The sequence below is a fragment of the Pseudomonas cremoricolorata genome (assembly GCF_000759535.1).
Taxonomy (GTDB): Bacteria; Pseudomonadota; Gammaproteobacteria; order Pseudomonadales; family Pseudomonadaceae; genus Aquipseudomonas; species Aquipseudomonas cremoricolorata_A.
In genome coordinates this window covers 4,610,189-4,632,773 of sequence record NZ_CP009455.1, presented here as the reverse complement: position 1 = coordinate 4,632,773, position 22,585 = coordinate 4,610,189, and the positions used below count along the sequence as shown (strand labels likewise).

Annotated in this window: 22 protein-coding genes and 1 pseudogene; 12 read left to right on the top strand and 11 right to left on the bottom strand. The window is 63.5% G+C overall.

What is annotated here, in order from left to right; all coding sequences use genetic code 11:
• Window positions 1-93: 93 nt before the first annotated feature.
• Together LK03_RS20880 and LK03_RS20875 are read right to left on the bottom strand one after the other, a co-directional pair.
• Window positions 94-459, bottom strand: a complete 366-nt coding sequence (locus LK03_RS20880; RefSeq protein ID WP_038414431.1) for a YbaN family protein — start codon at window positions 457-459, stop codon at window positions 94-96.
• Window positions 460-467: 8 nt separating this feature from the next.
• Window positions 468-1,055 carry a UPF0149 family protein gene (locus LK03_RS20875; protein WP_038414430.1) on the bottom strand — a complete coding sequence of 196 codons (588 nt, stop codon included), beginning with the start codon at window positions 1,053-1,055 and terminating at the stop codon, window positions 468-470.
• 250 nt (window positions 1,056-1,305) lie between these two features.
• Here LK03_RS20875 and recQ point away from each other — a divergent pair, with 250 nt between their 5' ends.
• The 4 genes from recQ (at window position 1,306) to LK03_RS20855 (ending at window position 5,239) form a co-directional block, all read left to right on the top strand.
• Window positions 1,306-3,441, top strand: a complete 2,136-nt coding sequence (gene recQ, locus LK03_RS20870; protein ID WP_038414428.1) for a DNA helicase RecQ — start codon at window positions 1,306-1,308, stop codon at window positions 3,439-3,441.
• Between the two features lie 109 nt (window positions 3,442-3,550).
• Window positions 3,551-3,988 carry a MarR family transcriptional regulator gene (locus LK03_RS20865; protein WP_028694891.1) on the top strand — a complete coding sequence of 146 codons (438 nt, stop codon included), beginning with the start codon at window positions 3,551-3,553 and terminating at the stop codon, window positions 3,986-3,988.
• A 47-nt stretch (window positions 3,989-4,035) separates the two neighbouring features.
• Window positions 4,036-4,317 (top strand): SelT/SelW/SelH family protein, encoded by a 282-nt coding sequence (locus LK03_RS20860; protein ID WP_038414426.1) that lies wholly within the window; start codon window positions 4,036-4,038, stop codon window positions 4,315-4,317.
• A gap of 106 nt (window positions 4,318-4,423) precedes the next feature.
• Entirely contained in the window at window positions 4,424-5,239 is an 816-nt protein-coding gene (locus tag LK03_RS20855) for a UDP-2,3-diacylglucosamine diphosphatase (protein ID WP_038414422.1), read from the top strand.
• 2 nt (window positions 5,240-5,241) lie between these two features.
• Here LK03_RS20855 and LK03_RS20850 read toward each other — a convergent pair whose 3' ends face one another.
• The 3 genes from LK03_RS20850 to LK03_RS20840 are packed head-to-tail and all read right to left on the bottom strand — an operon-like array spanning window position 5,242 to window position 7,345.
• Entirely contained in the window at window positions 5,242-6,429 is a 1,188-nt protein-coding gene (locus LK03_RS20850) for an MFS transporter (protein ID WP_038414421.1), read from the bottom strand.
• Between the two features lie 59 nt (window positions 6,430-6,488).
• Window positions 6,489-6,959 (bottom strand): GreA/GreB family elongation factor, encoded by a 471-nt coding sequence (locus LK03_RS20845; protein WP_038414420.1) that lies wholly within the window; start codon window positions 6,957-6,959, stop codon window positions 6,489-6,491.
• Window positions 6,960-6,961: 2 nt separating this feature from the next.
• Window positions 6,962-7,345 (bottom strand): hypothetical protein, encoded by a 384-nt coding sequence (locus LK03_RS20840; RefSeq protein WP_038414419.1) that lies wholly within the window; start codon window positions 7,343-7,345, stop codon window positions 6,962-6,964.
• Window positions 7,346-7,470: 125 nt separating this feature from the next.
• Here LK03_RS20840 and earP point away from each other — a divergent pair, with 125 nt between their 5' ends.
• Together earP and efp are read left to right on the top strand one after the other, a co-directional pair.
• Entirely contained in the window at window positions 7,471-8,604 is a 1,134-nt protein-coding gene (gene earP, locus LK03_RS20835) for an elongation factor P maturation arginine rhamnosyltransferase EarP (protein WP_038414418.1), read from the top strand.
• A gap of 48 nt (window positions 8,605-8,652) precedes the next feature.
• Window positions 8,653-9,222: an elongation factor P gene (gene efp / locus LK03_RS20830; protein ID WP_038414417.1), complete on the top strand. Its 570-nt coding sequence runs from the start codon at window positions 8,653-8,655 to the stop codon at window positions 9,220-9,222.
• 222 nt (window positions 9,223-9,444) lie between these two features.
• On the opposite strand, the gene LK03_RS20825 is transcribed toward efp, so the two are convergent.
• Complete coding sequence (locus LK03_RS20825) at window positions 9,445-9,900, bottom strand: MarR family winged helix-turn-helix transcriptional regulator (RefSeq protein ID WP_038414415.1); 456 nt, start codon at window positions 9,898-9,900, stop codon at window positions 9,445-9,447.
• A gap of 358 nt (window positions 9,901-10,258) precedes the next feature.
• On the opposite strand from LK03_RS20825, the gene LK03_RS20820 reads away from it, so the two are divergent.
• Window positions 10,259-11,008, top strand: coding sequence for a sulfite exporter TauE/SafE family protein (locus LK03_RS20820; protein ID WP_038414414.1), 750 nt, complete (start codon window positions 10,259-10,261; stop codon window positions 11,006-11,008).
• A 36-nt stretch (window positions 11,009-11,044) separates the two neighbouring features.
• Here LK03_RS20820 and LK03_RS20815 read toward each other — a convergent pair whose 3' ends face one another.
• Window positions 11,045-12,391 carry a class II 3-deoxy-7-phosphoheptulonate synthase gene (locus LK03_RS20815; RefSeq protein WP_038414413.1) on the bottom strand — a complete coding sequence of 449 codons (1,347 nt, stop codon included), beginning with the start codon at window positions 12,389-12,391 and terminating at the stop codon, window positions 11,045-11,047.
• A 120-nt stretch (window positions 12,392-12,511) separates the two neighbouring features.
• Between LK03_RS20815 and LK03_RS20810 the strand changes: the two genes are divergently transcribed.
• Window positions 12,512-13,267, top strand: coding sequence for a spermidine synthase (locus LK03_RS20810; protein ID WP_038414412.1), 756 nt, complete (start codon window positions 12,512-12,514; stop codon window positions 13,265-13,267).
• Window positions 13,268-13,553: 286 nt separating this feature from the next.
• Window positions 13,554-15,253 (top strand): annotated as a pseudogene (locus tag LK03_RS20805) (DEAD/DEAH box helicase).
• Window positions 15,254-15,322: 69 nt separating this feature from the next.
• On the opposite strand, the gene LK03_RS20800 reads toward LK03_RS20805, so the two are convergent.
• Window positions 15,323-16,090: a DODA-type extradiol aromatic ring-opening family dioxygenase gene (locus LK03_RS20800; RefSeq protein WP_038414410.1), complete on the bottom strand. Its 768-nt coding sequence runs from the start codon at window positions 16,088-16,090 to the stop codon at window positions 15,323-15,325.
• Between the two features lie 103 nt (window positions 16,091-16,193).
• On the opposite strand from LK03_RS20800, the gene LK03_RS20795 reads away from it, so the two are divergent.
• Window positions 16,194-16,844 (top strand): thiopurine S-methyltransferase, encoded by a 651-nt coding sequence (locus LK03_RS20795; protein ID WP_038414407.1) that lies wholly within the window; start codon window positions 16,194-16,196, stop codon window positions 16,842-16,844.
• Window positions 16,845-16,901: 57 nt separating this feature from the next.
• Here the strand turns inward: LK03_RS20795 and htpX are convergent, their stop codons facing one another.
• Entirely contained in the window at window positions 16,902-17,789 is an 888-nt protein-coding gene (htpX, locus tag LK03_RS20790) for a protease HtpX (RefSeq protein ID WP_038414406.1), read from the bottom strand.
• A gap of 244 nt (window positions 17,790-18,033) precedes the next feature.
• Window positions 18,034-19,245: a pyridoxal phosphate-dependent aminotransferase gene (locus LK03_RS20785; RefSeq protein ID WP_038414405.1), complete on the bottom strand. Its 1,212-nt coding sequence runs from the start codon at window positions 19,243-19,245 to the stop codon at window positions 18,034-18,036.
• Window positions 19,246-19,406: 161 nt separating this feature from the next.
• Here LK03_RS20785 and msrB point away from each other — a divergent pair, with 161 nt between their 5' ends.
• Both msrB and LK03_RS20775 read left to right on the top strand, forming a co-directional pair.
• Window positions 19,407-19,814 (top strand): peptide-methionine (R)-S-oxide reductase MsrB, encoded by a 408-nt coding sequence (msrB, locus tag LK03_RS20780; RefSeq protein WP_038414404.1) that lies wholly within the window; start codon window positions 19,407-19,409, stop codon window positions 19,812-19,814.
• Window positions 19,807-20,295, top strand: coding sequence for a glutathione peroxidase (locus LK03_RS20775; protein ID WP_038414403.1), 489 nt, complete (start codon window positions 19,807-19,809; stop codon window positions 20,293-20,295). The genes msrB and LK03_RS20775 overlap by 8 nt, the downstream gene beginning before the upstream one ends.
• Here LK03_RS20775 and LK03_RS20770 read toward each other — a convergent pair.
• Window positions 20,285-22,585 (bottom strand): response regulator, encoded by a 2,301-nt coding sequence (locus LK03_RS20770; protein ID WP_049870586.1) that lies wholly within the window; start codon window positions 22,583-22,585, stop codon window positions 20,285-20,287. The genes LK03_RS20775 and LK03_RS20770 overlap by 11 nt on opposite strands.

Here is a 22,585-nt window from a genome sequence, read left to right as displayed (position 1 = left end):
GACAGACTGGCTTTGATAGCGTGCGATTGGTATCGGTTCAAGTCTGAGGGGGGTGGGAAATACCCAGGGATTTGCCGAACTGATCGTCGCCGCTCAGCCAGCGCGCTGCAGGGTTTTCTGCTTGAGGATGTACAGCGACACCAGCACCGCGCTGGTGAGCATGAAGGCCCGCGCCCAGAACAGCGGGACCAGGTAGCAGGACAGGGCGATGCTCGTCCACATCAGCGTGATGGCGTACACCTTGGCCTTGCGCGGCATGCCTTGTCCGCCAAGGTAGTCGGCAATCCAGGGACCCAGGCGTGGGTGGCTGACCAGCCAGCGATGAAAGCGCGGCGAGCTGCGCGCAAAGCAGGCTGCGGCCAGCAGCAGAAACGGGGTGGTAGGCAACACCGGGAGGAAGATGCCCACCACCCCCAGCGCGACGCTCAGCCAGCCGATGGCCAGCAGCAGGTAGCGCATGGCGATGATCAGTGATGGCGTGGCTTGAGCAGCGCCGGCTTCTCGTCAGGTGCGTGCAGCAACAGGAACAACGCGGTCAGCGCTTCAGGAATCTGCACGATCATGTCGTCCTGCAGGTTGGCGTTGCTGGCGATGTCGGCGAACTCGGGTTGCTCGTCGAACAAGCCCGATCCGACCATGATCGGCAGGAGCATCTCGCTGACTTCTTCTTCGGCGTTTTCGAACCAGATCTCTTCGCGCAGGAACACCCCCTCCATAAAGCCGATGCACCAGCCGCGCAGCTCGGAGTCGTCCGGCTCGTCTGTCAGATCGAGGTCGCAGGGCAGCTCGAAATCTTCTTCGCTGGCCAGTTGACGGGCAATGTGCGCCTTCAGTGCGACCAGTGTGGCCTCGACCTCGGTGTGCTGGGCTTCGCTGGCGTAGTGCGGCTCTTCGGCGAACAGCGCGTCGATCCATTCGCGCTCGGGCACGTCTTCGGCGCTGATCGACAGCGCAGTCAGGTAGCCATGGGCGGCGACATAGTCCAGTGCTTCTTCGTGCAGCTCATCGGCATCGAGGAAGGCTTGCAGGCGGGTGAGTTGCTCGGCGAAGGACATTGGAAAGGCTACCTTGGGGGAATAAACGATGACCGAATTCTAGCACCATGCGCGCCGTTGCAGGCAAAGCAACACGTCTGTCACCGGCTGCCCTGCCCGGAGGGGTGCTGAGGTATAATCCGCCGTTTTTCATGCCTGCCGGCTGAATGTCGGCGCCAGGCAAAAGCCGCTTACGCATTCGCAGGTGTGCGCGGCGAGTTTATCGTTCAGCCTGTGGGCCGGACGGTACAGCGATCTATTGGAGTGGCAAATGCTCGAACAGGCTCAGCGCGTCCTCAAGGACGTCTTCGGTTACGACAGCTTCCGAGGTCGCCAGGCCGCGATCATCGAGTGCGTGGCCAATGGCGGCGATGCCCTGGTGTTGATGCCCACAGGCGGCGGCAAGTCGCTGTGCTTCCAGGTACCGGGCCTGCTGCGTCCGGGGCTGACGGTCGTGGTCTCGCCGCTGATCGCCTTGATGGATGACCAGGTCGCGACCCTCGACGAGCTGGGTGTGCCCGCCGCTGCGCTCAACTCCACCCTCAGCACCGAGCAGCAGCGCGAGCTGGCCGGGCGATTGCGCCGTGGTGAGCTGAAGATGCTCTACCTGGCCCCCGAGCGACTGGTGCAGCCGCGCATGCTGGATTTTCTGCGTGGACTCGACGTTTCCCTGTTCGCCATCGATGAGGCGCATTGCGTGTCGCAGTGGGGGCATGATTTCCGCCCCGAGTACCTGCAACTGGGCCAGCTCGCCGAACTGTTCCCGCACACGCCGCGCATCGCCCTGACCGCCACGGCCGACATGCGTACCCGCGAAGAGATCGTCCAGCGCCTGCACCTGCAAGGTGCCGAGCGCTTTCTCTCGAGCTTCGACCGGCCCAACATTTTCTATCGCATCGTGCCCAAGGAGTCGCCGCGCAAGCAGCTCATGGCGTTTCTCGGCGAGCGCCGCGGCAACGCCGGCATCGTCTATTGCCTGTCGCGCAAGAAGGTCGATGAAACCGCTGCCTACCTGTGCGAACAGGGCTTTCCGGCGCTGCCATACCATGCCGGCCTGCCCGCCGAGACCCGCGCCGCCAACCAGAAGCGCTTTCTCAACGAAGAAGGGCTGATCATGGTCGCCACCATTGCCTTCGGCATGGGCATCGACAAGCCCAACGTGCGCTTCGTCGCCCATCTCGACCTGCCCAAGTCGCTCGAAGCCTATTACCAGGAGACGGGCCGTGCCGGGCGTGATGGCCTGCCCGCCGACGCCTGGATGGCCTACGGCCTGCAGGACATGGTGATGCTCAAGCAGATGCTGCAGAACTCCGAGGGCGATGAGCGCCACAAGCGCGTCGAACAACACAAGCTCGATGCCATGCTGGCGCTGTGCGAAGAAACCCGTTGTCGGCGTCAGGCGCTGTTGGCCTATTTCGATGAAATCCTCGAGCAGCCCTGCGGCCATTGCGACAACTGCGTCGACAACGTGCAGACCTGGGACGCCACGGAGCCTGCGCGCCAGGCGCTGTCGGCGGTGTACCGCACCGGCCAGCGCTACGGCGTGGGTCACCTGATCGATGTGCTGCTGGGCAAGGACAACGAAAAAGTACGCAATTTCGGCCACGAGCGCCTGGCGGTGTTCGGTGTCGGCAAAGGCACCGATGAAGCCCAGTGGCGCTCGTTGTTCCGCCAGTTGGTGGCGCGCGGCCTGGTGGACATCGATCTGGAAGGCTATGGCGGCCTGCGTCTGTCCGACACTTGCCGACCCTTGCTGCGTGGCGAGGTGACCCTGCAACTGCGCCGCGACCTCAAGCCGCAGACGGTTGCCAAGACCTCCGGCGGTAGCCCGGCGAGCCAGCTGGTACGGGCCGATGAGCGCGAGCTGTGGGAGGCCTTGCGGGTGTTGCGGCGCAAGCTGGCTGAAGAGCACAGCGTGCCGCCGTATGTCATCTTCCCCGACTCCACGCTACTGGAAATGCTCCGCAGCCAGCCCACCAGCCTCAGCGAGATGGGCCAGGTCAGCGGTGTCGGTGCACGCAAACTCGAACGTTATGGCCAGGCCTTCCTGGAAGTGCTCAATGCCGGCGAGGCCAGCGCTGCCCCACAACCGGTAGCCGACCTGCGCCATGAGCTGATCAGTCTGGCCCGTGCCGGCATGACCCCGGCACAGATCGCCGGTCAATTGAACTGCAGCGAAAAAAATGTCTACAGCCTGCTTGCCGAAGCCCTGGGCCGCCAGGAGCTGAGCCTTGAGCAGGCGCTCGATCTACCGGAAGATCTGCTGATGGAAATCCAGGATGCCTTCCTCGATGGCGAAGGCGAACTACCACCGGTGACCACCATCGCGCCGTTGTTCGCCTCGCGGGTTCCGGAAGGGGTGCTGTATTGCGTGCGCGCTGCGTTGGCAGCCGAGTTCGAACTGTGAAACCTGGTACCTGCGGGCGATCAGCGCCCGCTATCGCCCGGGCGCGCTTGCCTGGCGGCGCTCGCCATGGTCTTCTTCCTGACAAAACGTTCTATGGATCTTCTTGCTTATGCCTTTGACCGACAACCAACATCGCTTCGGCATGCAACTGGCGCAGATGTCCCGCGGCTGGCGTGCCGAGCTGGATCGACGTCTGGCAGGGCTCAACCTGTCCCAGGCACGCTGGTTGGTACTGCTGCACCTGGCCCGCTTCGAGGCGCCCCCCACCCAGCGTGAGCTGGCGCAGAGCGTGGGCGTCGAAGGCCCGACCCTGGCGCGGCTGCTCGACAGCCTCGAAGCCCAGGGGTTGGTCAGTCGGCAGGCAGTGATGGAAGATCGACGAGCCAAGAAGATTCTGCTCTGCCCACCGGCCAAGCCACTGATCGAACAGATCGAAACCATCGCCAATGCGCTGCGTGCCGAGCTGTTCGAAGGCGTCGATGAGGCCGAGCTGGAAGTGTCCATGCGCGTTCATGCGAAGATTCTCGGCAACCTTGAACGTCCTTGAACACAGTGCTGCGTACACCATCTGAGCCTGGCCGAAGGGAGCGGTCAATGACCTCGAACAAACCGGAAATCGTCATCACCTACTGCACCCAGTGCCAATGGCTGCTACGCGCCGCCTGGCTGGCCCAGGAACTGCTCAGTACCTTCGGCGACTCGCTGGGCAAGGTCTCGCTGGAGCCGGGCACCGGCGGGGTGTTCGTGATTTGCTGTGACGGCGTGCAGCTGTGGGAGCGCAAGACCGACGGCGGTTTTCCGGAAGCCAAGGTGCTCAAGCAGCGGGTGCGTGATGTGATCGAGCCAGAGCGCGATCTGGGCCATAACGATCGCTGAGCGCTTGTGCCAGCGTCACCGACCGCTGGCAATCGGGTGGTCACAACGCTGTCACGGCTGAGTCATATCAACCTGCCAGTCTCCTGCAAAATCGCCGGAGCCTGTCATGACCCACGCCCAGTTCTGCCGCCCCTCGAACAAACAGCGGGTACGCACGTTGTGGATCTCCGACGTGCACCTGGGCACGCGTGACTGTCAGGCCGAACACCTGTCGCGCTTTCTCAAGGCCTATCATGCCGACCGCATCTACCTGGTCGGCGACATCATCGATGGCTGGAAGCTGCGCAGTGGCATCTACTGGCCGCAGGCGCACACCAACGTCATCCGCCGCTTGCTGACCATGAGCAAGCGTGGCACCGAGGTGATCTACGTCACCGGCAACCATGACGAGTTCCTGCGGCGTTATTCCAAGCTGATGCTCGGCAACATCCACTTGGTGGACGAGGCCGAGCATCTCACCGCCGACGGCCGGCGCCTGCTGGTGGTGCACGGCGACCAGTTCGATGTCATCACCCGCTGCCACCGTTGGCTGGCGTTTCTCGGCGACCGCGCCTACGAGATCAGCCTGGTGCTCAACCGCTGGCTCAACCATTGGCGGGCCCGCTATGGCTACGGCTATTGGTCGCTATCGGCGTATCTCAAGCACAAGGTCAAAGGGGCGGTGAACTTCATCAGCGACTTCGAGCAGGCCATCGCCCACGAATGCACCCGCCGCGGCTTCCAGGGTGTGGTCTGCGGGCATATCCACCATGCCGAAATCCGTCAGGTGGGGGAGGTGGAGTACCTCAACTGCGGCGACTGGGTGGAGTCGTGCACGGCCTTGATCGAGCACTGGGACGGGCAGATCGAGCTGTACCGGCTGGCCGACGCGCAGGAGGCGGCGCGTTCGGCACAGGCCCAGGCCAGTGTCAGCCCATCATGAGTTCACGTCGCCGCACGTGCTGCCCTGGCGCGTCCGACAGCCAGCCACCATACCCCCAGCGCCAGGGCGCCTAACAGCAGGCCGGCGAAGACGATGGCTTCCCAGCCGCGCCACTGGAACAGCTGTGAGCCCAGCCAGGAGCCTGCGGCGCCGCCGATGAAGTAGCAGGTGATATAACCGGCATTGAGCCGGGTGCGAGCCTCGGGGCGCAAGGCCAGCACGGCATTCTGGTTGCCGACGTGCACCAGTTGCACGGCCAGGTCGAGCAGCAGCACGCCGACGATCAGCGCAATCAGTGAGGCGTGGGCAAAGCCCAGTGGAATCCACGACAGCAACAGCACCACCAGGCCGACGGTGGTGCCAAGCCCGCCCTTGCCGCGGTCAGCCAGACGCCCGGCCCAGGTGGCCGACAGCGCCCCGGCGGCGCCTGCTAGGCCGAACAGGCCGATCACCGCGTCGGAGTACTGATAGGGCTCGCGGGCCAGAAGGAAGGCCAGCGGAGTCCAGAACAAAGCGAACATGCAGAATGCCAGCATGCCCAGCAGCGAGCGCAGACGCAGTACCGGTTCTTCGATGAACAGCCGGAACACCGAGCCGATCAGCGCCGGATAGCTCAGGCCGGCGTGGCTGTGATGACGGGGCAGGCAACGCAGCAAGGTCACCGCGATGATCGTCATCAACACGGCAGCGATGACGTAAATGGTGCGCCAGCCACCCAGTTCGGCGGCAAGGCCTGCTGCGGTGCGCGCCAGCAGAATGCCCAGCAATAACCCGCTCATCAGCGTGCCGACTGTGCGCCCGCGCTGCGCCGGGTCGCTCAAGGCTGCTGCCATTGGCACCAGAATCTGCGCCACCACCGAGAACAGTCCGGTCAGTGCGGTGCCGACGATCAGCCACGTGACGCTGGGCGCGCAGGCGCTGACCACCAGGCCCAGGGTGGCGATGGCGATCATGCTGACCACCAGCCGGCGCTGTTCGAGCAGGTCTCCTAGAGGCGCCAGCAGCAGCAACCCAGCGCCATAACTCAATTGCGCGGTAATGACGATGGTGCCGGCACTGGCCGTGCTCAGGCCGAACTGTTCGGCGATGCTGTGCAGCAGGGGCTGGGCGTAATAATTGCTCGCCACAGAAAGGCCGACGGCGATGGCCATCAGCAGAATCAGTGCGCGGCTGAGTGGAGTAGGGTGCATGGCGGGACTCTTGGCAGAGAAAAGGAAAATTGCACAGGATCAGGTGCGGGTCGGCGCATTCATTCGATGCTGATGATTGTCAGCGCCTGCCCGGCGACCGCGACTTCGTCGTCGACCTTCTTGCCCAGCAGTTGCTGGCCCAAAGGGGAGCGCGGGGTAATCACCGTGACCAACTGGCCGCCCTCGATGATGTTCAGTCCTGCCGCGTGGGGGCCGAGAAACAGCGTGCGCTGCTGACCTTGCGGGTCTTCCAGCACCAGCAGATTGCTCATTCGAATGCCGAAAGCAGGGTCGTAGTCACGCAACTGCAGTTGCTGGTAGGTGAGCAGCGACTGACGTATCTCTGCGGTCCGCCGCGCTTGGCCAGTGGCCAAGTACGACGCTTCCAGGCCCAAGGTGTCGTACTTGTTCTCGGCGATATTCTCTTCGGCGGTCGCCGTTTCGTAGGCGCTCTGCGCGGCGCGGCGCAGGGTTTCTGCGTCGTCGGCGAGGGTGTCGATGATGCGGGCCAGCAAGGTGGACTTGTACATGGTCAGTGACAGAATTCTCTTACGAGGGCCTGGCTCTTTTCAGTGGCGGCCGTGCGCTGCTGTTCCAGCCAGAACTGGCATTTCGGATCGTTGAGTTTACCCGCGCCAGGCGCCGACGGCTGATTGGGGGCGGCAGGCGGGGCCTGCAGGCGTTGCTGGTAGCGTTCGAACATCGCTTGTTGAGCGTCAGCCGGGGCTGCGGGCGCCGCCTGAGTGCTGACAGCTGCAGGGACTGTCGCGACGGCTAGCAGCGGCTGCGGCCAAAGCCAAGCGAGCAAGCCCAATGAGCAGGCCAAGGCGAGACCCCCCAGCCAGATACCCAGGGCCACGCACAGGGTCAGTCGGGCAGGGCTCAAAGGTGCAGTCGAGATGCGTTCGTGTGCCATGCTGGCCTCCTGCCTGACGGGAAAGTGACCGGCATTGTCGCACGCAGTGGCAGGAAATTTCAGCGTTGCGCTATCGCCACCCAGGCTTTGCCCGCAAAATCAGCGCTTTTTCATCAGGAGTCGCCGTGAAACCCACCTGGGACATCTTCTGCACCGTGGTCGACAACTACGGGGACATTGGTGTGACATGGCGCCTGGCCCGGCAACTGGCTGCCGAGCATGGGTTGGCGGTGCGGCTGTGGGTAGACGATCTGTCGGCATTCGCCCGTTTGTGTCCACAGGCCGATGTTCAGGCCGAGAGCCAGACAGTGCAGGGTGTGCAGGTGCGCCGCTGGGCCTCGCCCTGGCCGCCGCACGCTCCCGGCAGCGTGGTGATCGGCGCGTTTGGCTGCGCCTTGCCGGCACCCTTGGTCGAAGCCTTGGCCCAGCAGCCGCAGCCAGTGTTGTGGCTGAACCTGGAGTACCTCAGCGCCGAAGCGTGGGTCGACGGTTGCCACGGCCTGGCCTCGCCGCAGCCGAACGGGCTGCGCCGCTGGTTCTTTTTTCCAGGTTTCACCGCTGGCACCGGTGGCCTGCTGCGGGAAACCGACCTGCTGGCGCGGCGCAGCGCATTTCGGGCCGACCCGCTGAGGCGTCAGGCGTTTCTCGCCGAACTGGGTGTGCAGGTTCAGCCCAATGCCCGGCTGCTATCCCTGTTCGCCTACGAGAACACCCAGCTTGGCGCCTGGCTGCAGGCCATCGCCGAAGGTGAGCAGGCCTGGCAGGTGCTGGTGCCCGAGGGGCGCATCGTTGCAGATCTGTGCGCCTGGTTCGGCGACACGCAGCTGGTTGCCGGTGATGTTCGCCAACGCGGCGCACTCACTGTGCAGGTGTTGCCGTTCGTCAGCCAGCAAGACTACGACCGGCTGCTGTGGAGCTGTGATTTCAACGCCGTGCGCGGTGAGGATTCGTTCGTGCGCGGGCAGTGGGCGGCGGTACCGTTGCTGTGGCACATCTACGTGCAGGATGAAAACGCACACTGGGACAAGCTTGAGGCGTTTCTGGATCTCTACTGCCAGGGCCTGCCGATGGACGCTGAGGCGGCGTTGCGGGAGCTGTGGCGGGCCTGGAACATGGATCGCGACATGGCCTCGGCATGGATCGGGCTGCAACGCCACTGGGCTGAACTGCAGGCGCATGCGACGCAATGGTGCGCGCGGCAGGCAGCACGACCCGACCTTGCCACGGCGCTGGTGCAGTTTTACCGAAATTGGATATGATACGCGGCCTCGATTTTTACAAATCCCCCCAGATTCGGAAATTGCGTAATGAAAACTGGTAAAGAACTGAAACCCGGCACCGTCCTGCGGATCGACAACGACCCGTGGCTGGTTCAGAAAGCTGAGTTCACCAAGTCGGGTCGCAACAGCGCGATCATGAAGACCAAGCTGAAAAACCTGCTGACCGGTTACAAGACTGAGACCGTCTACGGTGCCGACGACAAGCTGGACGACGTGATCCTTGATCGCAAGGAAGCCACTCTGTCGTTCATCAGCGGTGACTCCTACACCTTCATGGACACCACCGACTACACCATGTACGAGCTGAACGCCGAGGACATCGAAGCTGTTCTGCCGTACATCGAAGAAGGCATGACCGACGTTTGCGAAGCCGTGTTCTTCGAAGAGCGTCTGGTATCGGTAGAGCTGCCGACCACCATCAGCCGTAAAGTCGTCTACACCGAGAACGCCGCACGTGGCGATACCTCGGGCAAGGTCATGAAGCCGGCCAAGCTGCAGAACGGTACCGAGATCTCGGTTGCCGACTTCATCGAGATCGACGAAATGATCGACATCGACACCCGTGATGGCAGCTTCAAGGGCCGCTCCAAGAAGTAGTCCTTCTTGCGACCCTCAAAGCCCGGTTCGGGTCTAGTGTCGTTCAATCGAGCGTGAGATCACGTTGATCGGGACTGCTTCGCAGTCCTTCGCGGCGAAAGCCGCTCCTACAGGTTTTGCCTATCGTGTAGGGGCGGTTTCAGCCGCGAAGGCCCGCCTGGTGGCCCTGATTCCATGAATGAACAACACCAGGCTCAGGCCGGGTTTTTTTGTGTCCGCCATTTATAGATTTTTCTGCAGGCTGGCACGAATCTCCACCAGCTCCGCCTGCAATGCCCGCAGCCGCTCCGCCGTGCGACCACTGGCCTCAGTGATCGACTGCGGCATGTGCTGGGCTTTGTCGCGCAACGTTTTGCCACGGCTGGTCAACTCCACGATCACCACCCGCTCATCGTCGCGGCTGCGTGTGCGCTTGAGCAGCCCTTCGCTTTCCAGGCGCTTGAGCAGTGGCGTCAGTGAGCCGGGATCGGTCAGCAGGCGATGGCTGATTTCGCCAACGGTGAGCTCGTCCTGCTCCCACAGCACCAGCATGGCCAGGTACTGCGGGTAGGTCAGCCCGAGCTTCTGCAACAGTGGCTTGTAGACCTTGGTCATCATCAATGAGGTCGAGTGCAGGGCGAAGCACACCTGGTTATCCAGCAGCAACTCATCTCGGGGGGCTTTGATATCGGCGTTCATGCAGGTCCTTGAAATCGAGATGTCGGAAATACCCAGCAGGCTCGAGGCGGCTGGTGGCCATCGCAGCTCGTTACGCAGGGCCAGATACACGCCGGCACCGCTCTAGAACGGCTCTAGCAATTTCGAGCAGCGAAGGTGCGCGAGAGTTCGTTTCAAATTCATGTCGACCGTGCCTGCGACCTGCGCCGTGAAGGACTCGCGTGATTGTTCTACCGCAGCCGAGTCGCCATGCCGCTAATCGCTTCGCTGATCCAAGCGGCGGATATCCACGTTTTGCACGCCAGTATTTGTTGCCAAACGTTTCCCCAGCACGTCGTGCTGTTAGCATGCGCGCTTATCCGAAGAAGCAGGTCGTGTGATGTTCGAGTGGTTGATGTACGTGATATTGGGCGCGGGACTGGGAACCGTGGGTGGCTTGTTCGGTATTGGCGGTGGCTTGATCGCCATTCCGGCGCTGGGGGTGTTGTTCGGGCTCGATCAGCAGATGGCCCAAGGCACGGCGCTGGTCATGGTGGTGCCGAACGTGCTGTTGGCTCTGTGGCGCTACCACCAGCGCAACCGCATCGAGCTGCGCCACGCCCTGCCGCTGGCCGTGTGCAGCTTCGTTTTCGCCTGGCTCGGCTCGATCTGGGCGGTGGGTCTGGACGCCCAGTCCATGCGCCTGGGCTTCATCGGTTTTCTGCTGGTACTGGCGGTGTGGAATGTCGCGCGCCTGTTCATGCGCAGCGCTACCCCGAGCCCGCAACTGCGTTATGGCTGGCCCTGGCTGGCGGCGCTGGGCAGTTTTTCCGGCGCCATGGGCGGTCTGCTCGGTGTCGGCGGAGCGGTGGTTGCCACGCCCATCCTCACCAGCGTGTTCGGTACCACCCAAGTGGTGGCCCAGGGCCTGTCGCTGTCGCTGGCGGCGCCCAGCACCTTCGTGACCTTGGTCACCTATGCGGTGCATGGCAACGTGATCTGGTCGGTGGCCATTCCCATGGCGATCGGCGGGCTGTTGAGCATCAGTTGGGGGGTGAAGCTGGCCCACGCGATGCCGGAAAAACTGCTGCGCGGGCTGTTCTGCGGCTTTCTGCTGGTGTGCGCGGTGATGCTGGCGCTCGAGGTTTGAGGCCGCTGCCTCGCGGGCAGCGGCGGGTACGCTCGGCTAGCGGCGCACATCCTTGAGGGTCTGGGCGATGAGGAAGGCCAGCTCCAGCGACTGATCGGCATTGAGTCGCGGGTCGCAATGGGTGTGGTAGCGATCTGACAGACCATCCTCGGTAATCGGCCGTGCGCCACCGATGCATTCGGTGACGTTCTGTCCGGTCATCTCGATATGGATGCCGCCCGCGTAGCTGCCTTCGGCCTGGTGCACCTGGAAGAACTGCTTCACTTCGTCGAGGATCTGCGCGAAATCGCGGGTCTTGTAGCCGCTGCTGGCCTTGATGGTGTTGCCGTGCATCGGGTCGGAACTCCACAGCACCTTGCGCCCCTCCTGCTCGACGCTGCGGATCAGCCGCGGCAGGTGTTCACCGACCTTGCCTGCGCCCATGCGCACGATCAGGTTGAGCCGTCCTGGGTCGTTGCTCGGGTTGAGCGTATCGATCAGGCAGATCAGCTCGTCGGTTTGCATGCTGGGACCTACCTTGACCCCGATAGGGTTATGCACGCCGCGCAGAAACTCCACGTGGGCGCCATCGAGTTGGCGGGTGCGGTCGCCGATCCACAGCATGTGCGCCGAACAATCGTAGTGATCACCGGTGAGGCTGTCCTGGCGCACGAAGGCCTGCTCGTAGTTGAGCAAGAGCGCTTCATGGGCGGTGAAGAAACTGGTTTCGCGCAGTTGCGGGGCGCTGTCCAGGCCACAGGCGCGCATGAACGCCAGGGTCTCATCGATGCGATCGGCCAGCTGGTGATACTTGTTGGCTAGCGCCGAGTTGGCGATGAAGTCGAGGTTCCACTTGTGCACCTGGTGCAGGTCGGCAAAGCCGCCCTGGGCGAACGCACGCAGCAAGTTGAGGCTGGCGGTGGACTGATGGTAGGCCTGCAACAGGCGCTCAGGATCGGGCACCCGACTGACGGGGTCGAAGCCGATGCCGTTGACGATATCGCCGCGGTAGGCGGGCAGGGTGACCTGGCCCAGGGTTTCGTCGTTGCTCGAGCGCGGCTTGGCGAACTGCCCGGCCATGCGCCCGACCTTGACCACCGGGCAGCCAGCGGCGAAGGTCATGACGATGGCCATCTGCAGCAGCACCTTGAAGGTGTCGCGAATCTTCGCGGCGCTGAACTCGGCGAAGCTTTCGGCGCAATCGCCGCCCTGCAGCAGGAATGCGCGGCCCTCGGTGACCTCGGCGAACTGCCTGCGCAGCTCGCGCGCTTCGCCTGCGAATACCAGGGGCGGGTAGCTCGCCAAGCTCTGCTCGACCCGTGCCAGATGGGCGGCGTCAGGGTAGATCGGTTGCTGCTGGATCGGCAAGGCGCGCCAGCTGTCGGGGCTCCAGGGTTGGCTCATGTACAGGCTCGGTCGGGTGGCTGAAGGTCAGGCTGCCATCCTATCAGCTGCCTGCGCGCTTGTTGCACTGCCGGCATTGGCGGACAATGCCGGCTTTTGCCGGGGCGAACAGGAGCGAGCATGACCACCGAGCGTGAGGAACGGCTGCTGGCCCGGGTCGAAGACGCCTTTGGCGTCATCAGCGTGTACGAAGTCGATGACTACCGCTTTCTCGAATTCGGCGATGCTATCGAGCAGAGCTGCACCTTCACCGCCGACCCCGCCTGGCTGGAGTACGACTACACCCGCGCCATGCTGGTCGGCGCCTTGTGCCATACGCAGCCGGAAACTGCGCTGTTTCTGGGGCTTGGCGCCGGCACCCTGACCCAGGCTTGCCTGAAGTTCCTGCCGCTGGAGGACGTCGAGGTCATCGAGCTGCGCCCTGATGTGCCGCGCCTGGCCATGGAGTACCTGGGGTTGGACGATGATCCGCGTCTCTACGTGCGCATTGGCGATGCCATGCAGTTGTTGCCCAGCGCCGAGAAGACCGACCTGCTGTTCGTCGACCTGTATACCGATCACGGCCCAGGTGTCGCGCACCTGGCCTGGCGGTTTCTGGAGGACTGCCAGAAGCAGCTCAACCCTGATGGCTGGCTGGTCATCAATCAGTGGGCGGGGGATGACGGCAAGCCGCTGGGGGCAGCGCTGCTGCGAGGCCTGTACCACCGGCACTACTGGGAGCTGCCGGTCAATGAGGGCAACGTCATCGTGCTGGTGCCGGCCGATCTGCAGCAGACCCTCGATCTTGACGCGTTGCAGGCTCGCGCTGAAGCCCTGGCGCCGCGGTTGGGCTACAGCCTGCAAGGGCTGGTACGGGCGATTCGCCCAGCCTCCTGAACGGCGAAAGGCACCTGTGCGGGGAAACGATTCAGCCCGGTCGCCTGCTGGACTTTGCTGGTGAAAATTTTCCTCACGTCATTGCACCAATTCGTATATAGTACGCGCCGGTCTTTTAGCGGACCGCAAAATCAGGCGGTGCAAATCCTCCGAGTCCAGCTTCGGCTGTACGTCCGCTAGGCGGACCCTCTCACACGTTCCTTTTTCAATCGTCTTCGCAAATCCCCGCCGCCAAAGCTGCCTGGGTGACCTTCTGGTCTTTCAAGGCAATGTGCAGCTTTGGAGCATGGGTCTTTGCGGATGCACTCTAGAGGCAGACCCATGACCCAGGAAACCGGCGGATTCGCCGCTCTCGATCTCAATCCGAATATCGTTGCTGCCGTAGTCGCTACCGGCTACGAAGAGCCTTCGGCCATTCAGCAACAATCGATCCCGATCATCCTCGCCGGTCACGACATGATCGGCCAGGCGCAGACTGGCACCGGCAAGACCGCTGCCTTCGCCCTGCCGGTGCTCAACGGCATTGATGTGAGCAAGCGCGAACCGCAAGCCCTGATCCTTGCGCCAACCCGTGAGTTGGCGCTGCAAGTAGCCACGGCCTTCGAAACCTACGCCAAGCAGATGCCAGGCGTGAACGTGGTGGCCGTGTATGGTGGCGCCCCGATGGGCCCACAGCTCAAAGCCATCCGCAATGGCGCACAGATCGTCGTCGCCACTCCGGGCCGTCTGTGCGACCACCTGCGCCGCGACGAAAAAGTCCTGTCCACGGTCAAGTACCTGGTGCTGGACGAAGCCGACGAGATGCTCAAGCTCGGCTTCATGGATGACCTGGAAGTCATCTTCGACGCCATTCCCGAAACCCGTCAGACCGTGCTGTTCTCGGCCACCCTGCCGTCGTCGATCCGTTCGATCGCCGAGCGTCACCTGCGTGACCCCAAGCACGTCAAGATCCAGAGCAAGACCCAGACCGTCACCGCCATCGATCAGGCTCACCTGATGGTCCACGCCGACCAGAAGATCCCGGCCGTGCTGCGTCTGCTGGAAGTCGAAGAGTTCGATGCGCTGATCGCCTTCGTGCGTACCAAGCAAGCCACCCTGGACCTGGCCGCCGCCCTGGAAGCCAAAGGCTACAAGGCCGCTGCGCTGAACGGCGACATCGCCCAGAACCAGCGTGAGCGCGTCATCGAGTCGCTCAAGGATGGCCGCCTGGACATCGTCGTCGCCACCGACGTCGCGGCCCGTGGTCTGGACGTGCCACGTATCACCCACGTGTTCAACGTCGACATGCCGTACGACCCTGAGTCCTACGTGCACCGTATCGGTCGTACTGGCCGTGCCGGTCGCGATGGTCGTGCACTGTTGCTGGTAACGCCGCGCGAGCGTCGCATGCTGCAACTGATCGAGCGTGTCACCGGGCAGAAGGTTGCCGAAGCCCGCTTGCCAGGCCCTCAGGCCGTTCTCGATGCACGCATCAAGAAGCTCACCGCCAGCCTGGCGCCGCTGGTTGCCGAGTCGGAGGCCAGCCATGGCGAACTGCTCGACCGCCTGACCGCCGACCTCGGCTGCTCGCCACGTGCCTTGGCCTCGGCCCTGTTGCGCAAGGCCACCAACGGTCAGGCGCTGAACCTGGTGTCGGTTGAGCGTGAGCAACCACTGGTGCCCAACGGTGCTCCGCGTGAGCGTACCGAACGCAGCGGCGAACGCGGCGGTGAGCGTGAGCGTCGTGCACCGATGCCGCTGGGCGAAGGTCGTGTACGTTGCCGGACCGCGCTGGGCGCGCGTGACGGTATCGCGGCCAAGAACCTGCTGGGGGCGATCCTCAACGAGGGCGGCCTGGCCCGTGACGCCATCGGCCGCATCCAGGTGCGCGACAGCTTCAGCCTGGTCGAGCTGCCGGAGGAAGGCCTGGAGCGTCTGCTGACCAAGCTCAAGGACACCCGTGTCGCTGGCAAGCAGCTCAAACTGCGCCGTTATCGCGAAGATTGATCCTGGCGCGCTGAAGAAAATCCCCGGCTGATGTCGGGGATTTTTTTTGCCTGGCGTTTACCACTGCGCTCAGCCAAAACGGTAGATGTCCATGCCCAGCGCGCCGAGAGTGAAGCCGTGGTGCACCTGGGCAAACTCGCCGCCCGCCGCCAGGGCGAAGAACAACGGCAGCAGGTGCTCGTCGCTGGGGTGGTTGCGCACGGCGTAGGGCGCGTGCTGACGGTAGTCGAGCAGGGCCTGCTGATCGCCTTGCTGCAAGCGCTCTACCACCCAGTCGCGAAAGGCTTTGGCCCACGGCTCGATGACCTCGGGCCCGGCCTGCCAATTCAACTCGCCGAGGTTGTGGGTGATGCTGCCCGAGCCAATCAGCAGTACGCCCTCTGCGCGCAGTTCGGCGAGTGCCGCGCCGATGCGCAACTGCTGGGCCGGGCCCAGGTGGCTTGGCAGCGACAGCTGGATCAGCGGGATGTCGGCCTGCGGGTACATCAGTGACAGCGGCACCCAGGCGCCGTGGTCGAAAGGCCGACGCTCATCGAGTTCGGCGGGCAAACCGGCCTGGCACAGGCGCACGGCGATCTGTTGCGCCAGAGCGGGATTGCCGGGCGCGGGGTACTCGACCCGATACAATGCCGGCCCAAATCCGGAAAAGTCGTGCCAGGTGCGCGGCTGGACGCCGCTGGTGAGCAAGAGGTCGCGGCTTTCCCAGTGAGCAGACACCAGCACGATGGCGCGTGGGCGTGGCAATGCCTCTGCCAGCGTAGCCAGCGCGGGTCCGCTCGCACCGGGTTGCAAGGCAAGCATGGGTGAGCCATGGGAGATGAACAGGCTGGGCAGCATGACGGCGGCTCCTGGAGTTAACATGATGGGCATGTTCGATCACGTACCGATCGGAATCCAATATAAGTTTTGCGCCTCAATCATCGAAAAAACTGGAGGAATCATGGAGCCTGCATTCTGGCACCAGCGTTGGGCAGCGCAGCAGATCGGCTTCCACCAGCCGCAGGTGAACGGCTACCTGCAACGCCATTGGCCGAGCCTTGGGCTACAGGCCGGGGCGCGCGTGCTGGTGCCACTGTGTGGCAAGAGTCTCGACCTGCTCTGGCTGCTGCGGCAGGGGTATCGCGTGCTGGGCATCGAGCTGTCGCGCGAGGCCGTGGCGGCGCTGTTCAGCGAGCATGGGCTGACCCCGCAGATCACCCGGGAGGGTGAGTTCGAGGTCTGGCACGACGGCGCCCTGCAGGTATGGTGTGGCGATTTCTTCGCCCTGACCGCTTCGCAGGTGCAGGACTGCTCGGCGCTGTATGACCGTGCCGCACTCATCGCCCTGCCGCGGGCCATGCGTGAGCGTTACCTGGCTCAACTGAGCGAGCTGCTGCCGTCGCCGTGCCAGGGCCTGTTGGTCACTTTGGAATACGATCAGGCGTTGATCGACGGGCCGCCCTTCAGCGTTGGCGCAGAAGAAGTGCAGCGTGGGCTGAAGGATTGGCAGGTCAGCGAAGTCGAGCGCTGCGACATCCGCCAGGACAGCCCGCGTTTCGTTGCGGCGGGGGTCAGCAGCCTGCGCGAGCGGGTGTATCGGCTGAGCCGGTAAGGGGGCTTGAACGCAACAGGGCGACCGAAGTCGCCCTGTTGTGTGTCTGCTGCTCGATCAACCGCGGCGGCGCAGGGCGTCGATACGGTCTTCCAGCGGCGGGTGGCTCATCAGCAGGCCGGCCAGGCCGTCTTTCAGGCCGCCGTTGATGGCGAACGCCTTGAGGGTGTCGGGCATGTGCACCGGCATGCCTTGCTCCGAGCGCAAGCGCTGCAGGGCATTGATCATGGCGCCGGTGCCGGCCAGGTGCGCGCCGGCTTCGTCGGCGCGGTACTCGCGGCGACGCGAGAACCACATGACGATCATGCTGGCGAGAATGCCCAACACCAGTTCGGCGACGATGGTCGCCACGTAATAGGCGATGCCGCGGCCTTCTTCGTTCTTGAAGATCACCCGATCGACGAAGTTGCCGATGATGCGGGCGAAGAACATCACGAAGGTGTTCACCACGCCCTGGACCAGCGCCAGGGTAACCATGTCGCCGTTGGCGACGTGGCCGATCTCGTGGGCCAGCACCGCCTTGACTTCATCGGGCGAGAAACGCTCGAGCAGGCCTTGGGAGACGGCCACCAGGGCGTCGTTGCGGTTCCAGCCGGTGGCGAAGGCGTTGGCTTCATAGGCCGGGAAGATACCGACCTCGGGCATTTTGATACCGGCTTCGCGGGCCAGTTCTTCGACGGTCTGCAACAGCCACTGCTCGTGACGAGTGCGTGGCTGGGTGATGATCTGGGTGCCGGTGCTCATCTTCGCCATCCACTTGGATATGAACAGCGATACGAGGGAGCCGGCAAACCCGAACACAGCGCAGAAAATCAGCAGGCTGCCCAGGTCGAGATCGACCCCATTGGCGGCCATGAACCCGTTGAAGCCGAACAGGCTAAGGGTAATGCTTGCAACCAGCACCACCGCGAGGTTGGTGGCTACAAACAGCAAGATGCGCATCATGGTTGTGACGATCTCCTGACGGATGAAAGAGTGGCGTTCTGCGGGGGTATATAAGGGGGAGGGCGGCGGGATTCAACCGACGGACTATTTCAAACTGTGTAGGCGGAGTATGCCAGAGGAAATCATCCGGCTCGTGGGATAGAGCGTTGCAGGATGTAAGAAGTGTTACCGAGTGTCGTAGGTGCATGGAGCCGGCGTTCCCACGAGCAGATCAACTGCCGTGGGAACGCACCTGCCAGCAGACTTACTGCGAATACCCGCGCAGGAAATTGCCGATGCGGCCGATCGCCTGTTCCAGATCGTCCACCCGCGGCAGGGTCACCACGCGGAAGTGATCCGGCCATGGCCAGTTGAAGGCGGTGCCTTGCACGATCAGCAGCTTTTCCGACAGCAGCAGGTCGAGGGCGAAGCGCTCGTCGTTGTAAATCGGGCAGACCTTAGGGTCGATGCGCGGGAAGGCGTACAGCGCGCCCATCGGTTTCACGCAGCTGACCCCGGGGATGTCGTTGAGCAGCTCATAGGCGCGATTGCGCTGTTCGAGCAGGCGGCCCGGGGGCAGGATCAGGTCGTTGATGCTCTGGTAGCCGCCCAGCGCCGTCTGGATCGCGTGCTGCGCCGGCACGTTGGCGCACAGGCGCATGTTGGCGAGCATGTCGATGCCTTCGATGTAGCTCTGCGCGTTGTGCTTGGGACCGGAAATGATCAGCCAGCCGGAACGGAACCCGGCGATGCGGTACGACTTCGACAGGCCGTTGAAGGTCAGGCACAGCAGGTCGGGGGCTAGCGCTGCGGTGCTGATGTGCACGGCTTCGTCGTAGAGGATCTTGTCGTAGATCTCGTCGGAGAACACCACCAGGTTGTACTGCCGGGCCAGCTCCAGCATGCCCAGCAACAGCTCACGGGAATACACAGCGCCCGTAGGGTTGTTGGGGTTGATGATCACCAGCGCCTTGGTGTCGGGGGTGATCTTGGCCTTGATGTCGTCCAGGTCAGGGAACCAATCGGCCTGCTCGTCGCACAAATAGTGCACGGGTTTGCCGCCAGCCAGGCTGACTGCCGCGGTCCACAGCGGGTAGTCGGGGGCCGGAATCAGCACCTCATCGCCATTGTTGAGCAGTGCCTGCATGGACATGACGATCAGCTCGGACACGCCGTTGCCCAGGTAGATGTCCTCGATGCCGACACCGTCGATCTGCTTCTGCTGGCAGTACTGCATGACGGCCTTGCGTGCGCTGAACAGGCCTTTGGAGTCGCTGTAGCCCTGGGCGGTGGGCAGGTTGCGGATGACATCCTGAAGGATTTCGTCCGGCGCCTCGAAGCCAAACGGCGCCGGGTTGCCGATGTTCAGCTTGAGGATGCGATGACCTTCCTCTTCCAGGCGCTTGGCGTGCTTGAGCACTGGGCCGCGAATGTCGTAGCAGACATTGGCGAGCTTGTTCGATTTGCTGAACTGCATGATGTGATCCCGGTTGAGAAGTCGCTGCGCGCCACGCTCGAGGATTGGAGAAGGACGGGGCGCATGCCAGACTGGCTGGCAAGATAAGCCCACTAATATACGTGTCACCGGCGCCAGAAAGAAAGCCGGCGCACGGTGAAATTCGCCTGCCGAGGTTACCTATGGAAAAGTTTGAAAAATCCCTGGAACAGTGGCGTGAGATGCTCGATCCGGCGCAGTACCAGGTGTGTCGACTCAAGGGCACCGAACGGCCCTTCACCGGCAAGTACAACGGTGAAACCCGCCCCGGTGTCTATCGCTGCATCTGCTGCGACCTGCCGCTGTTCGACGCTGCCACCAAGTTCGACGCCGGCTGTGGCTGGCCGAGCTTCAGCGCGCCGATCGATGACGCAGCGATGATCGAAATCCGCGACACCTCCCACGGCATGATCCGTACCGAGGTCACCTGCGCCCGCTGCGATGCGCACTTGGGGCATGTCTTCCCGGATGGCCCGGCGCCCACCGGATTGCGCTACTGCATCAACTCGGTGTGCCTGAACTTCGAGCCTGCGCAGGCCCGCCATGACTGACCCGCTGCTGGAGATTTCTTGCCTGACCCTGGGCGGCGAGCACAAGCGCCTGGCGGATTTTGCCGGCAAGGCGTTGCTGGTGGTGAACACCGCGAGCCAGTGCGGCTTTACCCCGCAGTACAAGGGCCTGGAGCAACTGTGGCAGCAGTACCGTGGCCAAGGTCTGGTGGTGCTTGGCTTCCCGTGCAATCAGTTCGGCAAGCAGGAGCCGGGCGATACGCTTGAAATCGCGCAGTTCTGCGAGCGCAATTTCGGCGTCAGTTTCCCGCTGTTTCGCAAAGTCGAGGTCAACGGTGAGCTGACCCACGCGTTGTTCCGCGAGCTGAAAAAACGCGCGCCGGGCCTGCTGGGCAGCGAGCGCATCAAGTGGAACTTCACCAAGTTCCTGGTCGATCCGCAGAGCGGTCAGATCACCCGCTACGCCCCGGCGACCAAGCCGCAGGCACTGCAAGCGGACATCGAAAGGTTGCTCAATCGCTGATTGGCAACCAGCGTTCCAGTAGCGCCAGCAACTGCTCGCGGCGAAACGGCTTGGCCAGGTAATCGTCCATGCCTGCGGCGCGGCAGCGCTCGCGCTCTTCGGGCATGGCGTTGGCGGTCAGGGCAATGATCGGCAAGCCAGGCCAGTTGCCGCGCTGACGGATGGTTCGCGCCGCCTGGTAGCCATCCATCACTGGCATGTTGCAGTCCATCAGCACCAGGTCGAAGGCCTCTCGTTGCAACAGCTCCAGTGCTTCCAGGCCATTGGCGGCCACTTCCACGGGGTAGCCGAGCTTGCTCAACATACCGCGTGCCACCAGTTGGTTGACCGGGTTGTCCTCCACCAGCAGGATTCGCCCGTGGTGCAAGGGCAACGCTTCGCGGGGCGGTACTGACCCAGGCTCGCGACCGGCGCCCTGCAAGACACGCTGCAGGGTTTCATGCAGCTTGTGCCTGGACAGCGGACGCGCCAACTGCTGCAGCGGCGCCAGGGCGGTGGACTGCTCGATGGATACGAAGCGGCCGTACGCCGTTACCAGCACGATGACCGCCGAGCACAGCGGGCGCAGCGTCTCGACGGTGGGCAGGTCGTCGGTGATCAGCACATGCAGCGTGCTGACATCGAGCTGCTCGACGCTGTCGTGTCGTTGATAGGCCAGGCCCCAGGCCGGCAGCAGTGTCTGCAACAACTCGCTCAGGCCGCTGCCGGCCCGGCTGATGGCATCGACCCGCCCCCGCAGTGCGGGCATCGCCGGCGCGGGCCCGTGCGCCAGCAGCGGCAGGTCGGTGCTGAACTGGCTGCCGAAGCCCACCTGAGAACGTACGCGCAATTGCCCTTGCATGGCGGTGCACAGGTTGCGCGTCAGCGCCAAGCCCAGGCCGGTACCGCCATATTGCCGGGTGATGCCGGCCCCGGCCTGGGTGAAAGGCTGGAAGATTCGCGCCTGGGCGTCCTCGGCGATCCCGATACCGGTGTCGCGCACCACCACGCGCACGCCACCGACGATGGGCACGACACTCACATCGACTCGGCCAAAGCGGGTGAACTTGAGCGCATTGGACAGCAGATTGCTGACGATCTGCCGCACCCGGGTCGGATCACCCAGCACCAGCGCTGGCAGGTCAGGGGCGATCAGGCAGGTCAGCTCGACACTCGCCGCGGCATTCTGCGACAGCAAGCTGGCGGTGTCCTCCACCAGGCCACCGAGGTCGAAAGCGATCCGTTCCAGTTGCAATTGCCCGGCATCGAACTTGGACAGATCGAGAATATCGTTGAGCAGCGCCACCAGCACCTTGCCCGAATCATGGGCAATCGACAGCTGCTGGCGCTGCTCGGTGGCCAGGGGCGTGTCCAGGGTCAGGGCGATCATGCCCAGCAGGCCATTGAGCGGCGTGCGGATCTCGTGGCTCATGTTGGCCAGGAACGCCGAGCGTGCCTGGGCCATGTCCAAGGCCTGGGCGCGAGCGATCTGCAGCTCGTGGTTGGACTGACTGAGACGATCGTTGCTGGCCTTGAGCGCCTCGGTGCGCGCCGAGATCACATCTTCCAGTTCATTGAGGTATTGGGTCAGGCGGTTTTCGGCGTGGCGACGCTGTTGGATTTCGGTGGCCATGCTGACGAATTGCTGGTTGGCCACCTTCACCAGTACGCCGATTTCGTCGCGCTCATGGCCGGGCGGGCAGTCCACGCGGTTTTGCCGGCCGCTGCTCAGGGCGCTGATGACGGTCACCAGCGGTTTGGTCAGCATCAGGTAGAACAGCGTCAGCAGAATGCCGGTGAGCACCAGGGTACGGGCGAAGCCACTGAGCAGAGTAAGCCCGGCACGCTCCAGAAAGCGGCTGGTGAAGGCATAGGTGTCGACGTCCAGGTACAACGTGCCCAGGTAGTCATCGGGCATCTGCGCGAGGAACAGGCGATCCTGGAACTGGCGCTGCTCACCGAACAGAAAGTCCGACAGCGGCCGGTAACCACTCTGCATGGGCGTGCGTTGGCTGTCGGCGAGCACCGTGCCATTGTTATCGACCAGCCGCGCGCGGATGATCGCCGGCGCGCGCAGCAGCCCGCCGGTCAGTTCCTCGCCCAGCTCGGCGTCGATGTTGTAGGCGATGCGCGAAGCGGTGTCGTGGCTGATTTGCAGCAGTGTTTGCAGTTCACGGTTGATGGCCGCGTCTTCGCTGGCATAATCGACGCCGATCTGCACCAGGCTGAGCAGGGTGCCCAGCACGAAGCCCACCAGCACGGTGAGCCGGGCCTGTTTGTAGGAGAGGCGGTTGGTGAACTTGATATCCAT

Excerpts from the sequence above, each read along its gene's own strand:
- LK03_RS20800 (WP_038414410.1), bottom strand. The coding sequence starts at position 16,090 with ATGCTGCCCAGCCTGTTCATCTCCCATGGCTCACCCATGCTTGCCTTG.
- LK03_RS20875 (WP_038414430.1), bottom strand. The coding sequence starts at position 1,055 with ATGTCCTTCGCCGAGCAACTCACCCGCCTGCAAGCCTTCCTCGATGCC.
- LK03_RS20850 (WP_038414421.1), bottom strand. The coding sequence starts at position 6,429 with ATGCACCCTACTCCACTCAGCCGCGCACTGATTCTGCTGATGGCCATC.
- LK03_RS20825 (WP_038414415.1), bottom strand. The coding sequence starts at position 9,900 with ATGAACGCCGATATCAAAGCCCCCCGAGATGAGTTGCTGCTGGATAAC.
- LK03_RS20770 (WP_049870586.1), bottom strand. The coding sequence starts at position 22,585 with ATGGATATCAAGTTCACCAACCGCCTCTCCTACAAACAGGCCCGGCTC.
- LK03_RS20775 (WP_038414403.1), top strand. The coding sequence starts at position 19,807 with ATGACTGACCCGCTGCTGGAGATTTCTTGCCTGACCCTGGGCGGCGAG.
- LK03_RS20845 (WP_038414420.1), bottom strand. The coding sequence starts at position 6,959 with ATGTACAAGTCCACCTTGCTGGCCCGCATCATCGACACCCTCGCCGAC.
- LK03_RS20880 (WP_038414431.1), bottom strand. The coding sequence starts at position 459 with ATGCGCTACCTGCTGCTGGCCATCGGCTGGCTGAGCGTCGCGCTGGGG.
- LK03_RS20860 (WP_038414426.1), top strand. The coding sequence starts at position 4,036 with ATGACCTCGAACAAACCGGAAATCGTCATCACCTACTGCACCCAGTGC.
- recQ (WP_038414428.1), top strand. The coding sequence starts at position 1,306 with ATGCTCGAACAGGCTCAGCGCGTCCTCAAGGACGTCTTCGGTTACGAC.
- LK03_RS20865 (WP_028694891.1), top strand. The coding sequence starts at position 3,551 with ATGCCTTTGACCGACAACCAACATCGCTTCGGCATGCAACTGGCGCAG.
- msrB (WP_038414404.1), top strand. The coding sequence starts at position 19,407 with ATGGAAAAGTTTGAAAAATCCCTGGAACAGTGGCGTGAGATGCTCGAT.
- LK03_RS20810 (WP_038414412.1), top strand. The coding sequence starts at position 12,512 with ATGACCACCGAGCGTGAGGAACGGCTGCTGGCCCGGGTCGAAGACGCC.
- htpX (WP_038414406.1), bottom strand. The coding sequence starts at position 17,789 with ATGATGCGCATCTTGCTGTTTGTAGCCACCAACCTCGCGGTGGTGCTG.
- efp (WP_038414417.1), top strand. The coding sequence starts at position 8,653 with ATGAAAACTGGTAAAGAACTGAAACCCGGCACCGTCCTGCGGATCGAC.
- LK03_RS20795 (WP_038414407.1), top strand. The coding sequence starts at position 16,194 with ATGGAGCCTGCATTCTGGCACCAGCGTTGGGCAGCGCAGCAGATCGGC.
- LK03_RS20785 (WP_038414405.1), bottom strand. The coding sequence starts at position 19,245 with ATGCAGTTCAGCAAATCGAACAAGCTCGCCAATGTCTGCTACGACATT.
- LK03_RS20840 (WP_038414419.1), bottom strand. The coding sequence starts at position 7,345 with ATGGCACACGAACGCATCTCGACTGCACCTTTGAGCCCTGCCCGACTG.
- LK03_RS20815 (WP_038414413.1), bottom strand. The coding sequence starts at position 12,391 with ATGAGCCAACCCTGGAGCCCCGACAGCTGGCGCGCCTTGCCGATCCAG.
- LK03_RS20855 (WP_038414422.1), top strand. The coding sequence starts at position 4,424 with ATGACCCACGCCCAGTTCTGCCGCCCCTCGAACAAACAGCGGGTACGC.
- LK03_RS20820 (WP_038414414.1), top strand. The coding sequence starts at position 10,259 with ATGTTCGAGTGGTTGATGTACGTGATATTGGGCGCGGGACTGGGAACC.